The sequence below is a fragment of the Mesorhizobium ciceri biovar biserrulae WSM1271 genome (assembly GCF_000185905.1).
Lineage (GTDB): Bacteria > Pseudomonadota > Alphaproteobacteria > Rhizobiales > Rhizobiaceae > Mesorhizobium > Mesorhizobium ciceri.
Map to the genome: position 1 here is coordinate 4,396,987 of NC_014923.1, position 16,784 is coordinate 4,413,770.

Below are 16,784 nucleotides of genomic sequence, written 5' to 3' on the forward strand. Positions count from 1 at the left end.
AGCCGGCAAACACGTATGCGTTCTCTTTGGCTTGCCCCATCGACGAAAACAGTTATCATGGTACCGGGCACCTAAACTTCCATGATGCATCCATGATGCACCCATCGGGGGGCAGATGTCGAATTCTGTTACCATACGAGTGCCCGCTCGCCTGCACCTTGGCTTCCTTGATCTCAATGGCGATGCTGGACGGCGGTTCGGCAGCGTCGGGCTTCCATTGAGCGAACCCGAAACCGTCGTCACCCTGTCGCGGTCCAGCGAGACCATCGTCGAAGGCTCCGAGAGCACCCGTGCCAGCGAGCATCTGTCGACGCTCTGCAAGCATCTCGGCATTCGCGGCCAGCACCATCTGGTGGTCGAGCAGTCGATCCCCAGTCATGCGGGTCTGGGCTCCGGCACGCAGATCGCCCTTGCCGTCGCCTCGGCGTTGCGCACGCTCCACAATCTGCCTCTGGACATCGCCGGCGACGCTAACCTGCTCGAGCGGGGCGGCCGATCCGGCATCGGCATCGCAAGTTTCGAAGACGGCGGCGTCATAGTCGACGCCGGCAAGAACGACCGCGGCGGAACGCCTCCGGTCGTCGCGCGGCTGCCGTTTCCGGAAGAATGGCGCGTCCTCCTCATCCTCGACCATTCCGGGCATGGACTGCATGGAGCAGCCGAGGTCGCGGCGTTTCGCTCGCTGCCGCCATTCCCGACGGCAGGCAGTGGGGAGATCTGCCGGAGGGTGCTGATGGGCATTATGCCGGCTTTGGTCGAGCGGGACCTTCCGGCATTCGGCGCCTCCGTCACCGCGATACAGATGCTGATCGGCAGCCACTTCGCCCCGGCCCAGGGCGGCGTGTTCACCTCGAAGCGGGTCGAGATGGTGGCCCACTGTCTCAATGAAGCAGGCGCCGTCGGCATCGGCCAGAGTTCCTGGGGGCCGACAGGCTTTGCCTTCGCGCCATCGCACGACGCCGCACTCAAGTTCGTCGACGCGGTTCGGAAAATGACAGTTGAAGACGGCCTTGAGGTCAAGATCGTCAAGGGCAGGAATTCCGGCGCGAAGATCAGTTCAACCAGGCTGGATCTCGTCGGCAGCTGACGCTTCAGTTTCAGGCAGAAAGGCAAGAAATGGCCCGCAAACACATCCTGCACATGCTGACACCGTTGAAGCAGATGAGCCCCTTCGACGTGAACATGGCGCTCGACGCAGGTTTCGACGCCGTCGTCCCCTATGTCGATGTGGGCCTGGCCGAAGTGACAGGACTGGTCCAGGACGCGATCTTTTCACGCCCGCCGGATGCGGGTGTCGACACCGGCATCTTCATCGCCGGGAAGGATGCCTCGTTGGCGCTCGACATGTTCGACGCCGCGAAGAAGGCGATGGTGCCGCCTTTCCAGGTTTCGGTATTTGCCGATCCAGCCGGCTCGTTCACCACAGCCGCGGCGATGGTGGCCAAGGTCGAAAAGGCGCTGGAGAAGAAATTCCAGCGTGCGCTCAGGGATACGAGGGTGGCTGTTTTCGGCGCCACCGGCGTCGTCGGCTTCTGCACCGCCGTCATCGCGGCAGGGGAAGGTGCCCGGGTCACACTTGTCGGCCATGACGGCATCGAACGGGTCAAGCAGATCGCGGCCGAGATCGAAAGCAGGTTCCACCTCACCGTCGATGCGGCTGACGGATCGAGCGACGCCCGCAAGACAAAGCTGGTCGAAGCCAACGAAATTATCCTGGCTTGCGCCAAAGCTGGCGTCCAGGTGGTCTCCAAAGCCCAATTGAAAGGCAATGACCTGCTTATTGCGGCCGACGTCAATGCCGTTCCCCCGGCCGGCATCGAAGGATTGGCCGTCAATGCCAATGGTGATCCACTCGATGCGGCAAAAGCTGTCGGCATTGGTCCGCTTGCCATCGGCAATGTCAAATATAAGGTCGAATTCGGCCTCTTCAAAAGAATGATCGAATCCGAAAAGACGATCACGCTCGGTTTTCAGGAAGCGTTTTCCCTTGCACGCGAGATTGCCAAGTAACGCCGGATCTCTTTTGATCGCGGCAATTTCAGGCCGGGCGCTGGCCGCCGCCGCGCGTCGCGCCGGCTATCGTCCGCTGGTCGCCGATTTCTTTTGCGATACGGACACCGTCGCGCTCGCAGAACGCGCGACAATGCTGCCAGGCGACCTGCAAGGAGGCATCGACGGCGAGCGCATCATCGACACGCTTCGGCGATTGGCTGGCGACGACCTGCCGGCCGCCATTGTCCTGGGCTCAGGGTTTGAGCGGATGCCTGAGACCGTGGACAAAATCGCGCGACACTTTCGGCTCGCCGGCAATGGCGGCGCCGCGATCCGCAGGATCAAGGATCCGCAGTTGCTGGCCGATGATTGTGCCGAACTCGGCATCCCGCATCCGCAACTGCGATGGGACCAGCCGCCTGACCCGGAGAACTGGGTGGTCAAGTCCGCGGGCGGCGCCGGCGGCGGACACGTCAGACGAGCAGCCGGAGAAAGCCCGACCGCCGGCCGCTACTTCCAGCGCTTCGTTGCCGGTCGCAGCATCTCGGCCCTGTTCGTCGGCAATGGTCAAACCGCGCACCTCGTGGGTTTCAGCCAACAATGGACGTCTCCCGCCCCCACAGCGCCCTATCGCTACGGCGGCGCCGTACGGTTGAGACGCTTCGATCGCAGACAGGCGGCGGTCATCGGCGGCTGGCTCTCAAGTCTGACGCGGCGCGCCGGCCTGGTTGGATTGTGCAGCGCCGATCTGATCCGTGGACCGGATGGCTACACGTTCATCGAGATCAATCCGAGGCCGGGCGCCACCCTCGACATTTTCGACGATGTTGACGCGCCATTGATCGAAGCGCATCTGCGCGCCGCGACGGGTCAGGTCTTCCGCTTGCCGCGCTTCGTCGATTCGATGGCGTCGATGGTGGCCTACGCCGCGACGCCAATCACTCACTTTCCGTCGATTGCCTGGCCTGAATGGACAGCGGACCAACAGTCGGCAGGCACCCGTCTGATTGCCGGCGACCCTGTCTGCACGGTCTTCGCGCGCGGTCCGAGCGCCCAATCGACCAAGCGGCTCATCAAGGGACAAGCCAGCCAATTGCAACTCCAATGGGAAGGAGACCGGACATGAAAGACGGTTCGGCATTCCTGAACGACAATGCACAGCGCATCGTTGACGGCATGATCGGCGACGCCGAACGCCTACGTATCGTCGTTTCCAGGGGACCATTGGGCGAGCGCCTGATCGATGCCGGCGCCAAGACCGTCGGCAGCGTCGAGGCCGGGATGCGCATGGCTGAGGCTGCGATGGGCGGTCTCGGCAGCGTTTCGGTGTTCATGGATCGCGCGTCACAGCAATGGCCGTTCACCGTCGAAGCGCGATCTTCGCAGCCGGTGCTGGCCTGCCTGGGCAGCCAGTATGCGGGCTGGAACCTGTCTGGCCAGGACTATTTCGCGATGGGATCTGGGCCGGCGCGGGCCCTCGCCCGGGTCGAACCGCTGTTCGAGACACTTTCCTATCGCGACATCACATCTTCCGCGGTGCTTATCCTTGAGACGGCCGAACCGCCTCCCCGCGCGATCGTTGAGAAAGTGGGCAAGGCAACTGGACTGGCGACGGAAAAGCTCACCTTCCTCTACGCGCCGACACAAAGCCTTGCCGGCGGCGTGCAGATCGTGGCGCGCGCGCTCGAGGTTGCCCTGCACAAGATCAATGATCTCAAATTCCCGCTGGAGAACGTTGTCGACGGCATCGGAACGGCGCCGATCCCCGCCCCCCATCCGGATTTCCTGACCGCCATGGGCCGAACCAACGATGCCATCATCTATGGCGGCAGCGTCCAGCTCTTCGTCAAAGGATCGGCGAAGGAGGCTGGCAAACTCGCGGAAAAACTTCCCAGCAGCGCCTCACGGGACTACGGCCAACCCTTCGCCGAGATCTTCACGCGGTTCAAGGGCGATTTCTATGCCATCGACCCGCTGCTGTTCAGCCCGGCTGAAGTGATCGTGACAGCGATCGAAACCGGCGATACGTTTCGCGCCGGTCGGCGTAATCTGAAGATGCTCGAACGGAGTCTCGGCTAGGGCATGGCGGTGCAAAGGGATTCGTCTGTCATTCGCCCGCCCGGCGACTGCCGTTCGTGCAGCCCTGCCGCGGACGCGGCCATGAGGGCGTGGAATCGCTCGCGCCGCCGACATTCCCGCACCCGAGAGGCCACATGCTCCCTCGCATCCTGATCGTCAGCGACAAAGTGGACACCGGCTCCAACGGCCTGGCGGCAGGACTTGGTCGGGGGGGCGCCGCCGTTACAGCCGTGCCGCTGGCGGCGATCGCATTCGATACCAGCAGCCCGAGCGGACTTGCGATCCCCGGCTTCGGCGGCACGCTGCCCGACGCCGTGCTTGTCCGTTCGATCGCCGCCGGATCGTTCGAAGCGGTAACCCGGCGCCTCGGCGTGCTGCACGCGTTAAGCAGACTATCGGTTCCCGTATGGAATTCCGCGCAGGCGATCGAGCGCTGCGTCGACAAGTCGATGACGACATTCCTCCTGAAAAATGCCGGCCTGCCTACGCCACGCACCTTTGCCGTAGAAGGACTTGCCGTCGCCGAGGAGGTCGCGGCGCAAGAGCTTCCGCGGGGACCGCTGGTGCTGAAACCATTGTTCGGGGCGCAAGGCCGCGGCATAAAGCTGATCCGCACGCTCTCGGACCTGCCGGCCGCAGAAGAGGTGAACAGCGTCTACTACCTTCAGCAATATGTGTCGCGTGCCGGTCCGCCTTTCCGGGATTTCCGCGTGTTTGTCTGCGCCGGAGAGACCGTGGCGATGATGAGCCGCATCAGCGACGACTGGATCACGAACGTCAACCGGGGTGGCGTGCCGGAACAGGTTTCCGAACATGGCAAGGCGGAACTGGCATCGCTGGCCGTCGCTGCGTCAGCCGCGGTCGGCGCGGATTTTGCCGGCGTGGACATCGTGCGGGCTGACGACGGCAATCTGTTCATACTCGAAGTGAACAGCATGCCCGCATGGTCGGGATTGCAGTCGGTGGTCGCCGTGAACATCGCCGAGGCAATCGCCGATGCCTTGCTGAAACTTCTGGCCGATCGCGCCGAGGCGGCCGCCGCACCGCGGCCCTACCGTTTTGCCGCGCCTGCGAATTCGTGAGGGCGGGCAAGGTGGTGCTTTCGCGTGAACGCCTCCGGGCCAGCTATAAGAATGCCTGCAGGATGGAGATCGAAGCCCTAAAGCCGGGCAACGTCCATCTGTTCGCCGACGGACACGGCATGTCCGCCGCCCAGTTCATGACAAGTGCGGAGGTTTCCTCCGGGCCGCTGACCGATCCTCGTCTGCCGGTCGGGCAGCGGATGCTGGAGGCGGTGCGCGCGACACGACTGGCGGTCGCAACCAATACCAATCTCGGAATCATCCTTCTGGCAGGGCCTCTGATATGCGCCGCCGAAATGGGCGGTGACAGACTGCAGGACAATCTCGATTCGCTGCTTCGGGCTTTGAGCGTGCAGGATACCAAGGCGGTATTCGAGGCGATCGTCACGGCCGCGCCAGGCGGCCTCGGAGAAGCCGCCAACGATGTGCGGCAGGAGCCGAAGGTCCATTTGCTGGACGCGATGAGGGAGGCTGCCGACCGCGACATGATCGCTCGCCAGTACAGCAACTGTTTCGGCGACGTGTTCGGGGTCGGGCTCGCCGCGCTGGATGGAGCGTTGGCAGGTGGAGAAGACGGCATGTGGCCGACGGTGTTCGTCTACCTGGCGTTTCTCGCCGGCTTCCCCGACAGCCATGTGATCCGCAAGCACGGCGTTGACGTCGCAAATCAGGCGCGGCAGGAAGCCGTTGCCGTTCAGGCGGCGCTCCATGCCGAGGGCGACGAACCGTCGCGCATTCGTCTGCTCATGGAGTTCGACCGCCGGCTGAAGGCCGACAACATCAACCCCGGCACCTCGGCCGACCTCACCGTGGCTACTCTTTTAGTCCACACCCTCGCCCTCACCTTGCATAATCGCGGCGTTGGTGCTTGACTTCCAAAAGCGGAAGCTGTGCTTCCGCGGCTATCTAGCCAACCGGTCCGGGCAAATCCGGACGCTGCCAACAAGGATAGCTGTCCATCGAGCGCCTGCTCGGTTGCAGCGTCCGTGGACATCATAATTGTGTCTTGGAGGAAATTGGCATGGCAAAAATATCAAAGGTTATGGTCGGTGAATCGCTGGTGGGAGACGGCAACGAAGTCGCGCATGTCGACCTGCTCATCGGCCCGCGGGGGAGCGCGGTCGAAACGGCATTTTGCAACGCGCTTACCAACAACAAGGACGGCTTTACTTCGCTTTTGGCGGTGATCGCGCCCAATCTTCAATGCAAACCCAACACCGTGATGTTCAACAAGGTCACGATCAAGGGTGCCAAACAGGCGGTCCAGATGTTCGGCCCGGCGCAGCACGCCGTGGCAAAAGCCGTGCAGGACAGCGTTGCGGACGGGACCATTCCGGCCAACGAAGCAGACGACGTGTTCATCTGCGTCGGGGTATTCATCCATTGGGACGCGGCGGACGACGCCAAGATCCAGAAATACAATTACGAGGCGACAAAGGAAGCCATCCAGCGCGCCGTTGCAGGAACCCCGACCGCCGCCGAAGCAACGGCCCAGCGCGACAAGGTCAAGCATCCGTTCGCAGCCTAGACAAGAGACAGCCCCGCACAGGAAAAACCCTCTTCTGAGACGGATGGTCTGTTGCGCCGGCTGAAAAAGGTTCTGGGCTTTTGAAACGTCAGCTCCCGAAGGGCGCACGCCCTTCGGGAGCTGACGAGCAACGATGATCAGGCGCCGAGTGACGCGAGGCGGCCGGGCGTGAGCGTAGCGTTGTGCAATGAGGTTGCGACCAGTGCCGCGGCGACGCCCATGGCGGACAAGGCCCTGATGTCGTTCTCGTCGCGGACACCGCCGGCCGCAATGACAGCGCGATTTCCGGCCTTGGCCTTGACCTCCTGCAACCGCCCGAAGTCGGGACCGGCGGCCGCACCGACCTTGGCCAGCGTCATGACAATCACCTTTTGCGGCCAAAGCTCGGGCTCATCGAGAAGAGAACGCGGCCCGCAAAAACTATCGCCGACGAAATCAAGGGACAGGATGAGATCGGGATGATCGCGAAAACGCCGCAGCAACATGTCGTCTCGCTGCGATTCAGAGCCCAGAACAGGAGACAGCGAGCGTTCGGCAAGCGCCGCCAAAAGTGTCTTTTCGTCGGCCACGCCGGCATCGACCCAAAGTTCCGGCGGCTCCGCCATCGTCCTCAGCCGGGCGAGTGCGTCGCTGTTTGGCGCTCCGCCTTCGATAGCGTCCAGATCTGCGATGTAGAAGGTGGAAAAAGGATAAAGCCCACGCAGTCCTTCAGCGACCGCGACCACATCAGGGCTTCGGCTGAGCGGCGTAACGATCGGCCTGTAGCGATCGCGTTTTCCCTGCTGGGCGCGAACCACCACGCCGTCTTTCAGGTCGAGAACCGGAATGATACGCAACGCTTTTTCACCGACCAATTGCCCCCGTCATGAAAGCTTGAAGCGTGGAAAAAAGAAAGGGCATCATTGCCGGTTTCGACATTGGCGGCGCGCATCTGAAGGTGACCCGCGCACAAGACGGTCGCATCGTCGAGGCGGTAACGATCGCAACGCCGCTCTGGCAAGGGTTGGACAAGCTGGCTTCAGCCCTCGACGAAACGGCTCCGATCTACGCGGGTGCGGATCTCAACGCATTTACCATGACGGGCGAACTGTCGGACATCTTTCCGTCCCGCGATGCCGGCGTGGCGGCTCTGCTGGGTCAGATTTCCACCCATTTCCCCGCAGACAAAAAGCTGGTCTATGCCGGACCGTCCGGTTTCGTCGGAGTCGAGCGGGCAGCGCAGCTGACCGCCGATGTGGCTTCCGCCAATTGGCACGCGACAGCCTTGTTGGTGGCAAAACTCGCCGGCGATGCCCTGTTCGTCGACATGGGCTCCACCACCACCGATATTATCGCCATCAAGAACGGCGCCGTGGCCAATGACGGCTACACCGATGCCGGACGGCTTCTAACCGGCGAATTGGTCTATACCGGCTTTACCAGGACATTCCTGTTCGGCGTAGCCTCGTCGGCTCCCGTCCATGGCAGGCTAACGCCGCTGATGAACGAATATTTCGCCTCGATCGCCGACGCTCACCGCATCCTGGGCGTGCTCGACGAGGACGACGACAGGCACCCTCCCGCCGACGGCAAGGAAAAGACCGTGGACGGCTCGATCGCGCGGCTGGCGCGCATGGTGGGGCGCGACGCCACCGACCTCACCCCGCCGGAATGGGGTGACGTCGCGCGCTGGTTCAGCGAGCAGCAACTGCGCAAAGTGCACGATGCAGCGGCGCTGGTTGCCGGAACCCTGTCTCGGGATGTCCCGATCGTCGGCGCCGGAAGCGGTCGCTGGCAGATCAGGCGGCTGGCCGAACGCATGGAACGCAGTTACGTCGATTTCGCCGACATCATCCCCGCCGATGACACTGTTCGCGGGCAAGCGAGCAGCGCGGCACCCGCGTCTGCGGTAGCGCTTTTGGCGGGATATCCTTCGTAAGCAGGTTGCGGCGCTCGCGCCTATGCTCGCGGGTCCTCGCTACCCGAACCTTTGGCGGTCAAGTGATCGCTGACACGCTGCATCAGCCAGCCCCAGGCTTCCTTTTCGCCCTCGCCTGCGGTCTTTTCGATGGCAATTGAAAGGTAGGCAATTTCCGCCTCGATCTTGTCGCGCGGCAGCATGCCGAGCCGGCTGACCAGGATGGCCAGCTCAAGCACCGCCGCCTTGGCTCGGTTGAGGCCGGTGAACGGCGCGAGCGTTTCCTCCCGCACCACGCGGCAGAAATGGCGGGGGCGCACACCATTGTCATCGACCGCCTGGACTTCGAGGCCCGAATACGCCAGCGCCGCCTCGAGCCTCGGCACCGGGAACCCGTCAACCGGAACGGTTGGCCAATGCTTGCGGCCTGTCAGGCAGCCGGCAAAGACACGCACGTCGTCAGTATAATTGGCGATGGCGAACGGCACTTCGGCGAGATTGTCGAGCGTGACCGACGGCCGGAACGGCGCGATAACCCAACCGTCATTCTCGGCAATGATGCCGATCGGCGCGATGTGGACGTTGCCTGCCTTGTTGACCGTCGTGATGATCGATTCGCGAATGTAGGGCATGGTCCTAGCGCTCTTTCCTTGCGCGGAGCGTCTTGCCCGGCTCGGCAAGACGGGTACGGTCGGTTTCGGGTGCTGGCGCGGCGACGCCCCATGCGAGCGGCTCGTCCTGCACATAACGCTTGCCGAGGCGCCACGCGATCTCCGCCTTCATCAGTTCCGCGCCGAGGTAAAAAGCGTGTGCGCCGTCGGCGTTGACGTCCAGCCCGGCAAAAAGTTCGAACGCATCCGTGGCAACCGCATGCCCTTTGCTATTGAAAACATGGATGCCGTCCTCCGCTACCGCGATCCGGAAGTTGGCATCGCGCACCTGGGCCGCCAATGCCTCGATATCGTCGGTTGAGGCTGTGAAAGGCTTGCGATCGTGGACCTGCAACAGGCCTGGGTGATAGCCGCGCGGCAACGCGCCGTCCGTGCAAGCAGCCAACATGACGCGGCGGGCGATATCGTGCTCCTCGATCGTGCGCACCGTGTGTGGGCTGACATGCACCGCCAGCACGTTCCGGATCCGGAGTTCCGAGCAGAGCCCCGCTAGAACGGCTGTAACGCCGGAACTGTCGGCGTCGGTCAATTCGGTGAGATTGCCGGTGCCCATCAGCAATTCGATGTCCGGCCAACGGCGCCGCGCCTCGATGAAGCGCCCGAGTGAAACGGCGAAGCCGAAATGGATCGGGTCGAGCACGGGATCGGCAATGAAGGCGACGCCGGCCTTTTGTGCCGCGGTAATCGCCCGGCCGAGCGAATCCAGATCGCCGGGGATGGAGGGTATCAACACTGCCGTAGCCCGATGGTCGAAGATCAACGGCAGCGTGTTCTCATCGAGGCTGAGAAGATAGTCCGCGCCGGCGTGCGCACCGATCGACAGTTCGTCTGCGCTGGCCGAATCGACGCTGACCACAAACCCCTGTGCCTTGAGTGCCCGCACTGCCTCAGCCAGCAACGGAAACGGCGTCTCCGGCAGGCAGCCCAGATCGATGACATCCGCGCCGGCCGCAGCCAGCATCGAGGCCCTCGCCATCAGGGCCTCGACCGACAGCATCGGCGCATCGACGATCTCGGCGAAGATGCGCATATCGTGACGCGTCAGATCCGGCGGTTTGCCCACCCGGCCAAGGAAGGCCGGAAGGTCGGCGATCTCGTCGGGGCCGCGCACAAAGGGCACGCGGAAATGCTCCGACAGGTGTTCGATGTTTCCCCGATAGCGTCCGGGCAGGATGACGCGGTCGACGTCTCCTGTCAGAGTGAGCCGACGCTTCACGATGTCCTCGCTCATCAGCGCGGCGACCTTGACGCCGACGTCGACGATTTCCCACGCGAATTCGGTTCTGCCCAGCCCGGTCAGCAGCCGTTCCAGCCGCGCCTTGGCCAGATGGCCGGTAAGAAAAACCAGCCGCTCAGCCATCGCTTGCGAGTTCGGCCTGGCGCCGTGTGAGCGAGGCTTCGAGATCAGCGAGCGACTCGACCACCAGGGTCCGCTCGAAACTCTTCAACTGTTTGGTATTTTCCAGGTCGATCCTGCGCGGATAGACCTTGACCAGTCCGTGCGGTGCCTGGGTTTCGAGTTCCGGCGCAGTGTCGCAAGCAAAGACGATGGCTGGCACACGGCACTTTCCCGCTTGGGCAAAGACATTGGTGGCGAGCGTGTCGGAAATGCCATGCACGCATTTGGCGACCGTGTTGGACGTGGCCGGCGCCACCACGACCGTGTGATAGACACCGTGGTAGAATTCGCCGACCGGGATCGCGCTTGCGGTCTTGTCGTGCAGCACGCGCGTCGTCTCCGGGAAATCAAGTTTAAGCTTGTACATGCGCAGCACTTCGTTGGCGGCCTTAGACACGAAGACATCGCAATGTTCGAGCTGGCGAACAAGTGCGAAGCTCTCCGTAAAAAAATGCCCGGAACCCGTCAAAACCCACGCCCAGCGCGGCACATGCAGCTTCACCATCGGCTATCCCGCCTTCTTTGCCGACGACCCTGTTGAAGCCACTATCCGGATGCCGGGCAGCTTGCCCGACGCGAGCATCGCGCCGGCCCCGGCAGCATCCTTCGGACCGGCGAGATGGAAATCGATGCCGTCGGGCAGCATGGCGGCAAAGCCTGGGTCGACAATGCCTCGGGCCCTCAGGCTGTCAGCGGTATCGCTGTCGAAGAATGCACCGGTCTGCTTGACAAGCAACAGCGCGTTTGCGCCAAGCTTGCCGGCAAGCCAGGCAGCCAGAGAATCGGAGGTAATGTCCCAGGAGGCCGGAACATCCAGCGCCGCCAGTGCCAGTGACGACGGCAGCCACACCGGAACCTTCCCCGCCTCCAACACTCGCCCGATCTCGTCCAGCGACCGTGCCGGCGCCAGCCTTTCGTCCCGGTCGAGGATGACATGGCCGAACTGCTCCATGGCCAGGATCGCCATGGCATGAGCGGCGGTGTCGGAAAAATCCATGCTGGTCTGCGTCTCGCGCACATGATCGGCAAAGAGCCCGCCGCCGGGCACGATGACGATCGGCAGCCTGGAACCCGCCAGCGCTGCGATCCAGCTCTTCATCTCCGCCGCATGGGCCGTGCTGCCGCCAAGCTTGACGATGGCCCGTCGAAGCATTTCGGGGCGCTCCTGGCGCGGCCGGAAAACAACGCTTCGGTCTTTTCGGCCAGCAATGCCGGAGGCAGCACCGCGTCCCGCCGATTGGCGCTTGCGTTCGATCTCAACGCCGACGCCGCCAGGGCCGAGCTCGAGCTTTTCCACCCTAACCGTGACGCGCACGACACGCTGGTTCTCCAGCACGTGCGCTGCCACCTGCTCGGCCAAAGCCTCGCTGAGCTGGATATGGCCCCGCCCGACGATGGTGCGAATGCCGTCCATGATGATGTCGTAGGAGAACACATGGCGCATGTCCTCGGGATGGTCGGTGATTTGCAGCACGTCGGCGATCACATCAAAGCGCACTTTTTGACTATGGCCATGCTCGAAGCTGTAGGCACCGATCTGGACCGGCAGAACAAAATCCCGCACAAAAATCCTGTCCGTGCCCAGTGTCGGGTCGGTGTCCGGCGAATAGCCTCTCGCTGCCAACAGGCGATAGTCGATACTCGATTGATCGCCGGTCCCGGATTCCGCTGGAATCAACTCGCGAATCTGCGAGACCGCCTCGGCGCTGATCGAACTCGTGCGACCGGAATGGCCACACAGCGCCCCCCGAAAGCCGAGAAAATCGGGAGCGAAAGGCAATAGGCGCGGAATATCCGGAGCTTCCAGCGATCCACTCAGGCCGACCATCAGACCGAGCGATTTCGTTCGATCGACGAATCCCGGAATACGCTCCGGCGGCAGATGATCGAGCAGCCGGCCCTTCCCCTTTTGCGCGGTATCAACCATCACGCCGTGGAAGCGATGCCGGGCGAACATCGGCAGAAGCTCGAAGTCCGGCGCCAGATCGGCAAACAGTACGGCAATCAGCTTCGTTCGTGCGGCGAGCGGTTCAAGCGCCTGTGCGCAGGCAGAGATATTTGCCGAAGGAAAAAATCCGATCTTCACATAGTCGACGCCGGTCGCCGCGATCTCTTCGGCCTTGATGCGGATCGTTTCGGGTTCCATCGGCAGGTCGCCGCAGACAGCGCTGACCGGAGCCCGACCCGCGATGAAAGAGATCGTTCGGAGCATGGTTTCCATGGACACCGCGCCCAGGGCTCCCGCCTTCGGGTCCTTCAGGTCGACGATATCGACACCTCCAGAAAGAGCGATCTCCGCCTCTTCGATGCCGGTGACGCTTGCCAGCATTCTGGTCATTTGAACAGTTTCTCCAGTTTGGAGGACAAGACGCTTTTATAGAGGCGGTCGATCCCCCTGCGCCACGTCTCGCCGGTGTTGCCATGCGAATCGACGCTGGCGACCTTCCGCACCGTTCCGGCAGGCGCGAAAAGTCGTCCTATAGGGTTTGATAAATTTTGCGGGTCGGCTAAGTTGATCATGGGCACCTTGACTTGGCGCGGGTCCGGCAACCGTCGAACCTCTGCGCAAGAATGGGTAATTACTATCGATGACGAGCGCGGTGCCAGGCACTCTCGCTGCCTTTTTGTGCTTTTTTTCCCTGACCGTCAACGTTTCCGACGCGACAGGCCAGGAAACGGTGGCGAAGCCGGAAAAAAAGATAATTGAAATCAAGATAGGCTATTTGCGGGCCTACGCACCGCAATTGACGCTTTCCATGCTCGACCTGCCGCCACGTGACGAAGGTGTCGCCGGCGCCGAGGTGGCGATCGGCGACAACAACACGACGGGAAAGTTCACCAACCAGAAATTCAGCCTCGACGTGACCGAGGTCAAGCCCGACGGCGACGCGGTTCAGGCATTCGAAGGCATGATCGCCAAGGGCGACCGCTATGTGGTCGCCGATCTTTCAGCCAAACAATTACTGTCGATCGCCGACATCGCCCGCGACAAAGGTGTGCTGATCTTCAACGTCGGCGCCACCGACGACAGCCTTCGCGAGGAGGACTGCCGCATCAACGTTTTCCATATCGCGCCGACGCGCAGCATGCTGGCCGACGCGCTGGCGCAGTATCTCATGGTGAAGAAGTGGCCGAATTGGGTGCTGCTCTATGGATCACATGAGCAGGACCATCTCTACGCCGATGCGCTGCGCCGCGCGGCAACCCGCTTCGGCGGCCAGATCGTCGCCGAGAAGGAATTCAAGGATACCGGCACAGCCAGGCGCACCGACACCGGCGCCACGCAGATACAGCAGCAGATTTCCGTGTTCACGCAAGACCTCCCGGAGCACGACGTGGTGCTTGTCGCCGACGAAAGCGAGGTTTTCGGCACCTACGTGCCCTACCGCACCTGGACGCCGCGGCTGGTCGCCGGCACGGCCGGTCTGGTTGCATCGTCATGGCATCCCGCCAGCGAACAATGGGGCGGCATCCAGATGCAGAGCCGCTTCCTGAAGACGACGAGCCGGCGGATGCTCTCCAAAGACATGTCGGCCTGGACCGCGGTGCGTGCGGTCGGCGAGGCCACCACGCGCACCAAGGGCGACGATGCGAAAAAGATCAGCGACTATATACGCTCTGACGATTTTTCGGTTGCTGCTTTCAAGGGGCAGAAGCTGACCTTCCGCAAATGGAACCTCCAGCTTCGCCAGCCGATCTTGCTTGGCGATACCAAGTCGGTCGTCTCGACATCGCCACAGGAGGGCTATCTTCACCAGGTCTCCGAACTCGACACTCTCGGTGTCGATCAGCCGGAAACGAAATGCGCTCTCAAGTAGAGTCAATCGGGAGGAATTTGCGTGCAGAAACGAGCTTGCGCATTCGCTATTCTCGCGGCCGGCTTCACGGCCAGCCCGGCATCGGCCTATACGGCTTACGTGTCCAACGAGAAGGACAACACGATGACCGTCGTCGACACGGCGACGATGCAGGTGGTGAAGACCGTCGAAGTCGGCCAGAGACCTCGCGGCATCACCATCTCGCATGACGGCAAATTCGTCTATCTATGCGCCAGCGATGACGACACGATCCAAATCATCGACACCGCGACACTTGAAATCGTCGGTACGCTGCCATCCGGCCCCGATCCCGAATTGTTCGTCCTCTCGCCCGACGGCAAGACGCTTTATGTCGCCAATGAGGACGACAATCTCGTCACCGCCATCGACGTCGAAAGCAAGCAGGTCCTGGCCGAGATACCAGTCGGCGTGGAGCCGGAAGGCATGGGTGTCAGCCCCGACGGCAAGACCATGGTCAACACCTCGGAAACCACCAGCATGGCGCATTTCATCGACACCGGCACGCATGAGGTGACGGACAATGTGCTGGTCGACACGCGTCCTCGCTTCGCCGAATTCAAGCCCGACGGCTCGCAGGTCTGGGTCAGCGCTGAGGTCGGCGGCACCGTCAGCGTCATCGACAACGCCAAACGCGAAGTGGTGAAGAAGATCCAGTTCGCGATTCAGGGACTGCGGGCCGAAACCATCCAGCCGGTAGGCATCGCCATCAGCGCCGATGGCAAGAAAGCCTATGTCGCGCTCGGCCCGGCGAACCATGTCGCGGTGATCAATACCGACACTTATGAGGTGGAAAAATACATCCTCGTCGGCCAGCGCGTCTGGCATCTGGCCTTCACGCCCGACCAGAAAACGCTGATCACCACGAATGGCAATTCCAACGATATCACCTTCATCGACACGGCCACCGACGAGCCGGTCCAATCGCTCACTGTGGGCCAGCAGCCCTGGGGTGTGGTCATTTCGCCCAAATAGCAGACATTGATCATCGGGAGGCTCAAGACATGAAACTTTGCCGTAGGTTTTTCTTCGCCGCGCTCGCCGGATTTGTCCTTGCTCCGATCGTAGCAAACGCCGACGATGCGACGTCAAAACCGTCGCGTGCCAGCAAGAACCTGCCGGAATTGATTATCGGTTCGGCCGATTCCACCTATGCGGTCAATCAGAAGGACTTCGAGCTGATCGCCGGCCAGGGCTATCGCTGGAAGATCACCTCCAAGGGCGGTTTCGAGTACAAGTTCGTGACCGACCTCTTCCGCAATGTCTGGATGGACCAGATCGTCATCAACGATTTGGAAGTGCATATGGACGGCGGACCGGCCTGGCTGGAATTCGACGACGCGGGAACGATCCAGGTGCAGTTCCATACTGTTCGCCCGGGCGAATATACCTGGTCGGTTCCCGACCTTGCCGACAAGGGACTGAAGGGCAAGATTACGATCAAGTAAGACAAAAGGCGATCAGGGGCGCCAATAGGCCAACGCGTCCTGAAGGAGCGACCCGGCATGCAGCATATGAGGACAAGCGGACCGGGAGACGAGGTGGCGGCGCTCGATGTCCGAGCCGTCAGCCATTCCTACGGCCAGAAGCGGGCGCTCAACGACGTCTCCTTCTCGATCGCGCCGGCGACTTTCACCGTTCTGCTCGGCCTCAACGGGGCCGGCAAGACGACGCTGTTCTCACTGATAAGCCACCTCTACGACACGCGTCACGGATCGATCCGCATCTTCAGCCATGACATTCGCCGCGCGTCCGGCGAAGCACTCAGACGGGTCGGCATCGTGTTCCAGGCACGCACGCTCGATCTCGACCTCAGCGTCTACCAGAATCTCTCCTACCATGCCTCGCTGCATGGCATTGGCGGACGCGAAGCTCGCCAGCGCATTGCCGCGCTGCTGGAAACGGTCGACATGCAGGGCCGCCAGCATGACAAGGCACGCAGCCTCTCCGGCGGTCAGATGCGGCGCATCGAAATCGCCAGGGCGCTGCTGCACCGACCTTCCCTGCTCCTGCTTGACGAGGCGACCGTCGGCCTGGATATCGAATCTCGTGCGGGCATCCTCGCCACCATCCGCAAGCTCGTCCAAGCAGAGGGCATCGGCGTGCTCTGGGCCACGCATCTGATCGACGAAGTCGAAGACGCCGACCATGTCGTCATACTGCGGCGGGGTGACCTGGTCGCCAGCGGCAAGGTGTCGGATGTGATCCGTGCGAACGGCGGAAGTTCGATTCGCGAAACCTTTTCGAAGCTCAGCCGCGTCGATGCGGCGGGCATGACGGAGACGTTGCCATGAGCGCTC

General features: G+C 62.3%; 17 protein-coding genes. 12 read left to right on the plus strand and 5 right to left on the minus strand.

Annotation, left to right across the window (positions count from 1 at the left end):
* Positions 1-115: 115 nt before the first annotated feature.
* From MESCI_RS21355 to fae, 7 genes are all read left to right on the plus strand, one after another.
* On the plus strand, positions 116-1,087 hold the full coding sequence (locus tag MESCI_RS21355) for a beta-ribofuranosylaminobenzene 5'-phosphate synthase (RefSeq protein WP_013532030.1): 972 nt from the start codon (positions 116-118) through the stop codon (positions 1,085-1,087).
* 29 nt (positions 1,088-1,116) lie between these two features.
* Positions 1,117-2,010, plus strand: a complete 894-nt coding sequence (locus MESCI_RS21360; RefSeq protein ID WP_013532031.1) for an NAD(P)-dependent methylenetetrahydromethanopterin dehydrogenase — start codon at positions 1,117-1,119, stop codon at positions 2,008-2,010.
* A 13-nt stretch (positions 2,011-2,023) separates the two neighbouring features.
* Positions 2,024-3,118 (plus strand): ATP-grasp domain-containing protein, encoded by a 1,095-nt coding sequence (locus MESCI_RS21365; protein WP_013532032.1) that lies wholly within the window; start codon positions 2,024-2,026, stop codon positions 3,116-3,118.
* Entirely contained in the window at positions 3,115-4,071 is a 957-nt protein-coding gene (mch, locus tag MESCI_RS21370) for a methenyltetrahydromethanopterin cyclohydrolase (protein WP_013532033.1), read from the plus strand. Before MESCI_RS21365 ends, mch begins: the two co-directional genes overlap by 4 nt.
* Before the next feature lie 134 nt (positions 4,072-4,205).
* Positions 4,206-5,153, plus strand: coding sequence for an ATP-grasp domain-containing protein (locus MESCI_RS21375; RefSeq protein WP_013532034.1), 948 nt, complete (start codon positions 4,206-4,208; stop codon positions 5,151-5,153).
* A 14-nt stretch (positions 5,154-5,167) separates the two neighbouring features.
* Positions 5,168-6,025, plus strand: a complete 858-nt coding sequence (locus tag MESCI_RS21380; RefSeq protein ID WP_338048532.1) for a triphosphoribosyl-dephospho-CoA synthase — start codon at positions 5,168-5,170, stop codon at positions 6,023-6,025.
* Positions 6,026-6,174: 149 nt separating this feature from the next.
* Positions 6,175-6,681: a formaldehyde-activating enzyme gene (fae, locus tag MESCI_RS21385; RefSeq protein ID WP_013532036.1), complete on the plus strand. Its 507-nt coding sequence runs from the start codon at positions 6,175-6,177 to the stop codon at positions 6,679-6,681.
* A 137-nt stretch (positions 6,682-6,818) separates the two neighbouring features.
* On the opposite strand, the gene MESCI_RS21390 is transcribed toward fae, so the two are convergent.
* Positions 6,819-7,517: a HisA/HisF-related TIM barrel protein gene (locus MESCI_RS21390; RefSeq protein ID WP_050596301.1), complete on the minus strand. Its 699-nt coding sequence runs from the start codon at positions 7,515-7,517 to the stop codon at positions 6,819-6,821.
* A gap of 44 nt (positions 7,518-7,561) precedes the next feature.
* Here MESCI_RS21390 and MESCI_RS21395 point away from each other — a divergent pair, with 44 nt between their 5' ends.
* Positions 7,562-8,599: a hydantoinase/oxoprolinase family protein gene (locus MESCI_RS21395; protein WP_013532038.1), complete on the plus strand. Its 1,038-nt coding sequence runs from the start codon at positions 7,562-7,564 to the stop codon at positions 8,597-8,599.
* Positions 8,600-8,619: 20 nt separating this feature from the next.
* Here the strand turns inward: MESCI_RS21395 and MESCI_RS21400 are convergent, their stop codons facing one another.
* The 4 genes from MESCI_RS21400 to MESCI_RS32680 are packed head-to-tail and all read right to left on the minus strand — an operon-like array spanning position 8,620 to position 12,986.
* Positions 8,620-9,210 (minus strand): DUF447 domain-containing protein, encoded by a 591-nt coding sequence (locus tag MESCI_RS21400; protein WP_013532039.1) that lies wholly within the window; start codon positions 9,208-9,210, stop codon positions 8,620-8,622.
* A gap of 4 nt (positions 9,211-9,214) precedes the next feature.
* Entirely contained in the window at positions 9,215-10,609 is a 1,395-nt protein-coding gene (locus MESCI_RS21405) for a DUF6513 domain-containing protein (protein WP_013532040.1), read from the minus strand.
* Complete coding sequence (locus MESCI_RS21410; RefSeq protein WP_013532041.1) at positions 10,602-11,153, minus strand: flavoprotein; 552 nt, start codon at positions 11,151-11,153, stop codon at positions 10,602-10,604. Before MESCI_RS21410 ends, MESCI_RS21405 begins: the two co-directional genes overlap by 8 nt.
* Before the next feature lie 3 nt (positions 11,154-11,156).
* A complete protein-coding gene (locus MESCI_RS32680; protein ID WP_013532042.1) occupies positions 11,157-12,986 on the minus strand; it encodes a (5-formylfuran-3-yl)methyl phosphate synthase in 1,830 nt (609 codons plus the stop codon).
* A 250-nt stretch (positions 12,987-13,236) separates the two neighbouring features.
* Between MESCI_RS32680 and MESCI_RS21425 the strand changes: the two genes are divergently transcribed.
* The 4 genes from MESCI_RS21425 to MESCI_RS21440 are packed head-to-tail and all read left to right on the plus strand — an operon-like array spanning position 13,237 to position 16,778.
* Positions 13,237-14,466, plus strand: a complete 1,230-nt coding sequence (locus tag MESCI_RS21425) for an ABC transporter substrate-binding protein (protein WP_013532044.1) — start codon at positions 13,237-13,239, stop codon at positions 14,464-14,466.
* Between the two features lie 21 nt (positions 14,467-14,487).
* A complete protein-coding gene (locus MESCI_RS21430) occupies positions 14,488-15,459 on the plus strand; it encodes a YVTN family beta-propeller repeat protein (protein WP_013532045.1) in 972 nt (323 codons plus the stop codon).
* 29 nt (positions 15,460-15,488) lie between these two features.
* Complete coding sequence (locus tag MESCI_RS21435) at positions 15,489-15,932, plus strand: hypothetical protein (RefSeq protein WP_013532046.1); 444 nt, start codon at positions 15,489-15,491, stop codon at positions 15,930-15,932.
* Between the two features lie 57 nt (positions 15,933-15,989).
* Positions 15,990-16,778, plus strand: coding sequence for an ATP-binding cassette domain-containing protein (locus MESCI_RS21440; RefSeq protein WP_013532047.1), 789 nt, complete (start codon positions 15,990-15,992; stop codon positions 16,776-16,778).
* Positions 16,779-16,784: the final 6 nt, after the last annotated feature.

What these genes read in the sequence shown, in the direction of transcription:
- MESCI_RS21355 (WP_013532030.1), top strand. Translation starts at nt 116, where the DNA reads ATGTCGAATTCTGTTACCATACGAGTGCCCGCTCGCCTGCACCTTGGC.
- MESCI_RS21435 (WP_013532046.1), top strand. Translation starts at nt 15,489, where the DNA reads ATGAAACTTTGCCGTAGGTTTTTCTTCGCCGCGCTCGCCGGATTTGTC.
- MESCI_RS32680 (WP_013532042.1), bottom strand. Translation starts at nt 12,986, where the DNA reads ATGACCAGAATGCTGGCAAGCGTCACCGGCATCGAAGAGGCGGAGATC.
- MESCI_RS21425 (WP_013532044.1), top strand. Translation starts at nt 13,237, where the DNA reads ATGACGAGCGCGGTGCCAGGCACTCTCGCTGCCTTTTTGTGCTTTTTT.
- MESCI_RS21360 (WP_013532031.1), top strand. Translation starts at nt 1,117, where the DNA reads ATGGCCCGCAAACACATCCTGCACATGCTGACACCGTTGAAGCAGATG.
- mch (WP_013532033.1), top strand. Translation starts at nt 3,115, where the DNA reads ATGAAAGACGGTTCGGCATTCCTGAACGACAATGCACAGCGCATCGTT.
- MESCI_RS21400 (WP_013532039.1), bottom strand. Translation starts at nt 9,210, where the DNA reads ATGCCCTACATTCGCGAATCGATCATCACGACGGTCAACAAGGCAGGC.
- fae (WP_013532036.1), top strand. Translation starts at nt 6,175, where the DNA reads ATGGCAAAAATATCAAAGGTTATGGTCGGTGAATCGCTGGTGGGAGAC.
- MESCI_RS21410 (WP_013532041.1), bottom strand. Translation starts at nt 11,153, where the DNA reads ATGGTGAAGCTGCATGTGCCGCGCTGGGCGTGGGTTTTGACGGGTTCC.
- MESCI_RS21440 (WP_013532047.1), top strand. Translation starts at nt 15,990, where the DNA reads ATGCAGCATATGAGGACAAGCGGACCGGGAGACGAGGTGGCGGCGCTC.
- MESCI_RS21405 (WP_013532040.1), bottom strand. Translation starts at nt 10,609, where the DNA reads ATGGCTGAGCGGCTGGTTTTTCTTACCGGCCATCTGGCCAAGGCGCGG.
- MESCI_RS21375 (WP_013532034.1), top strand. Translation starts at nt 4,206, where the DNA reads ATGCTCCCTCGCATCCTGATCGTCAGCGACAAAGTGGACACCGGCTCC.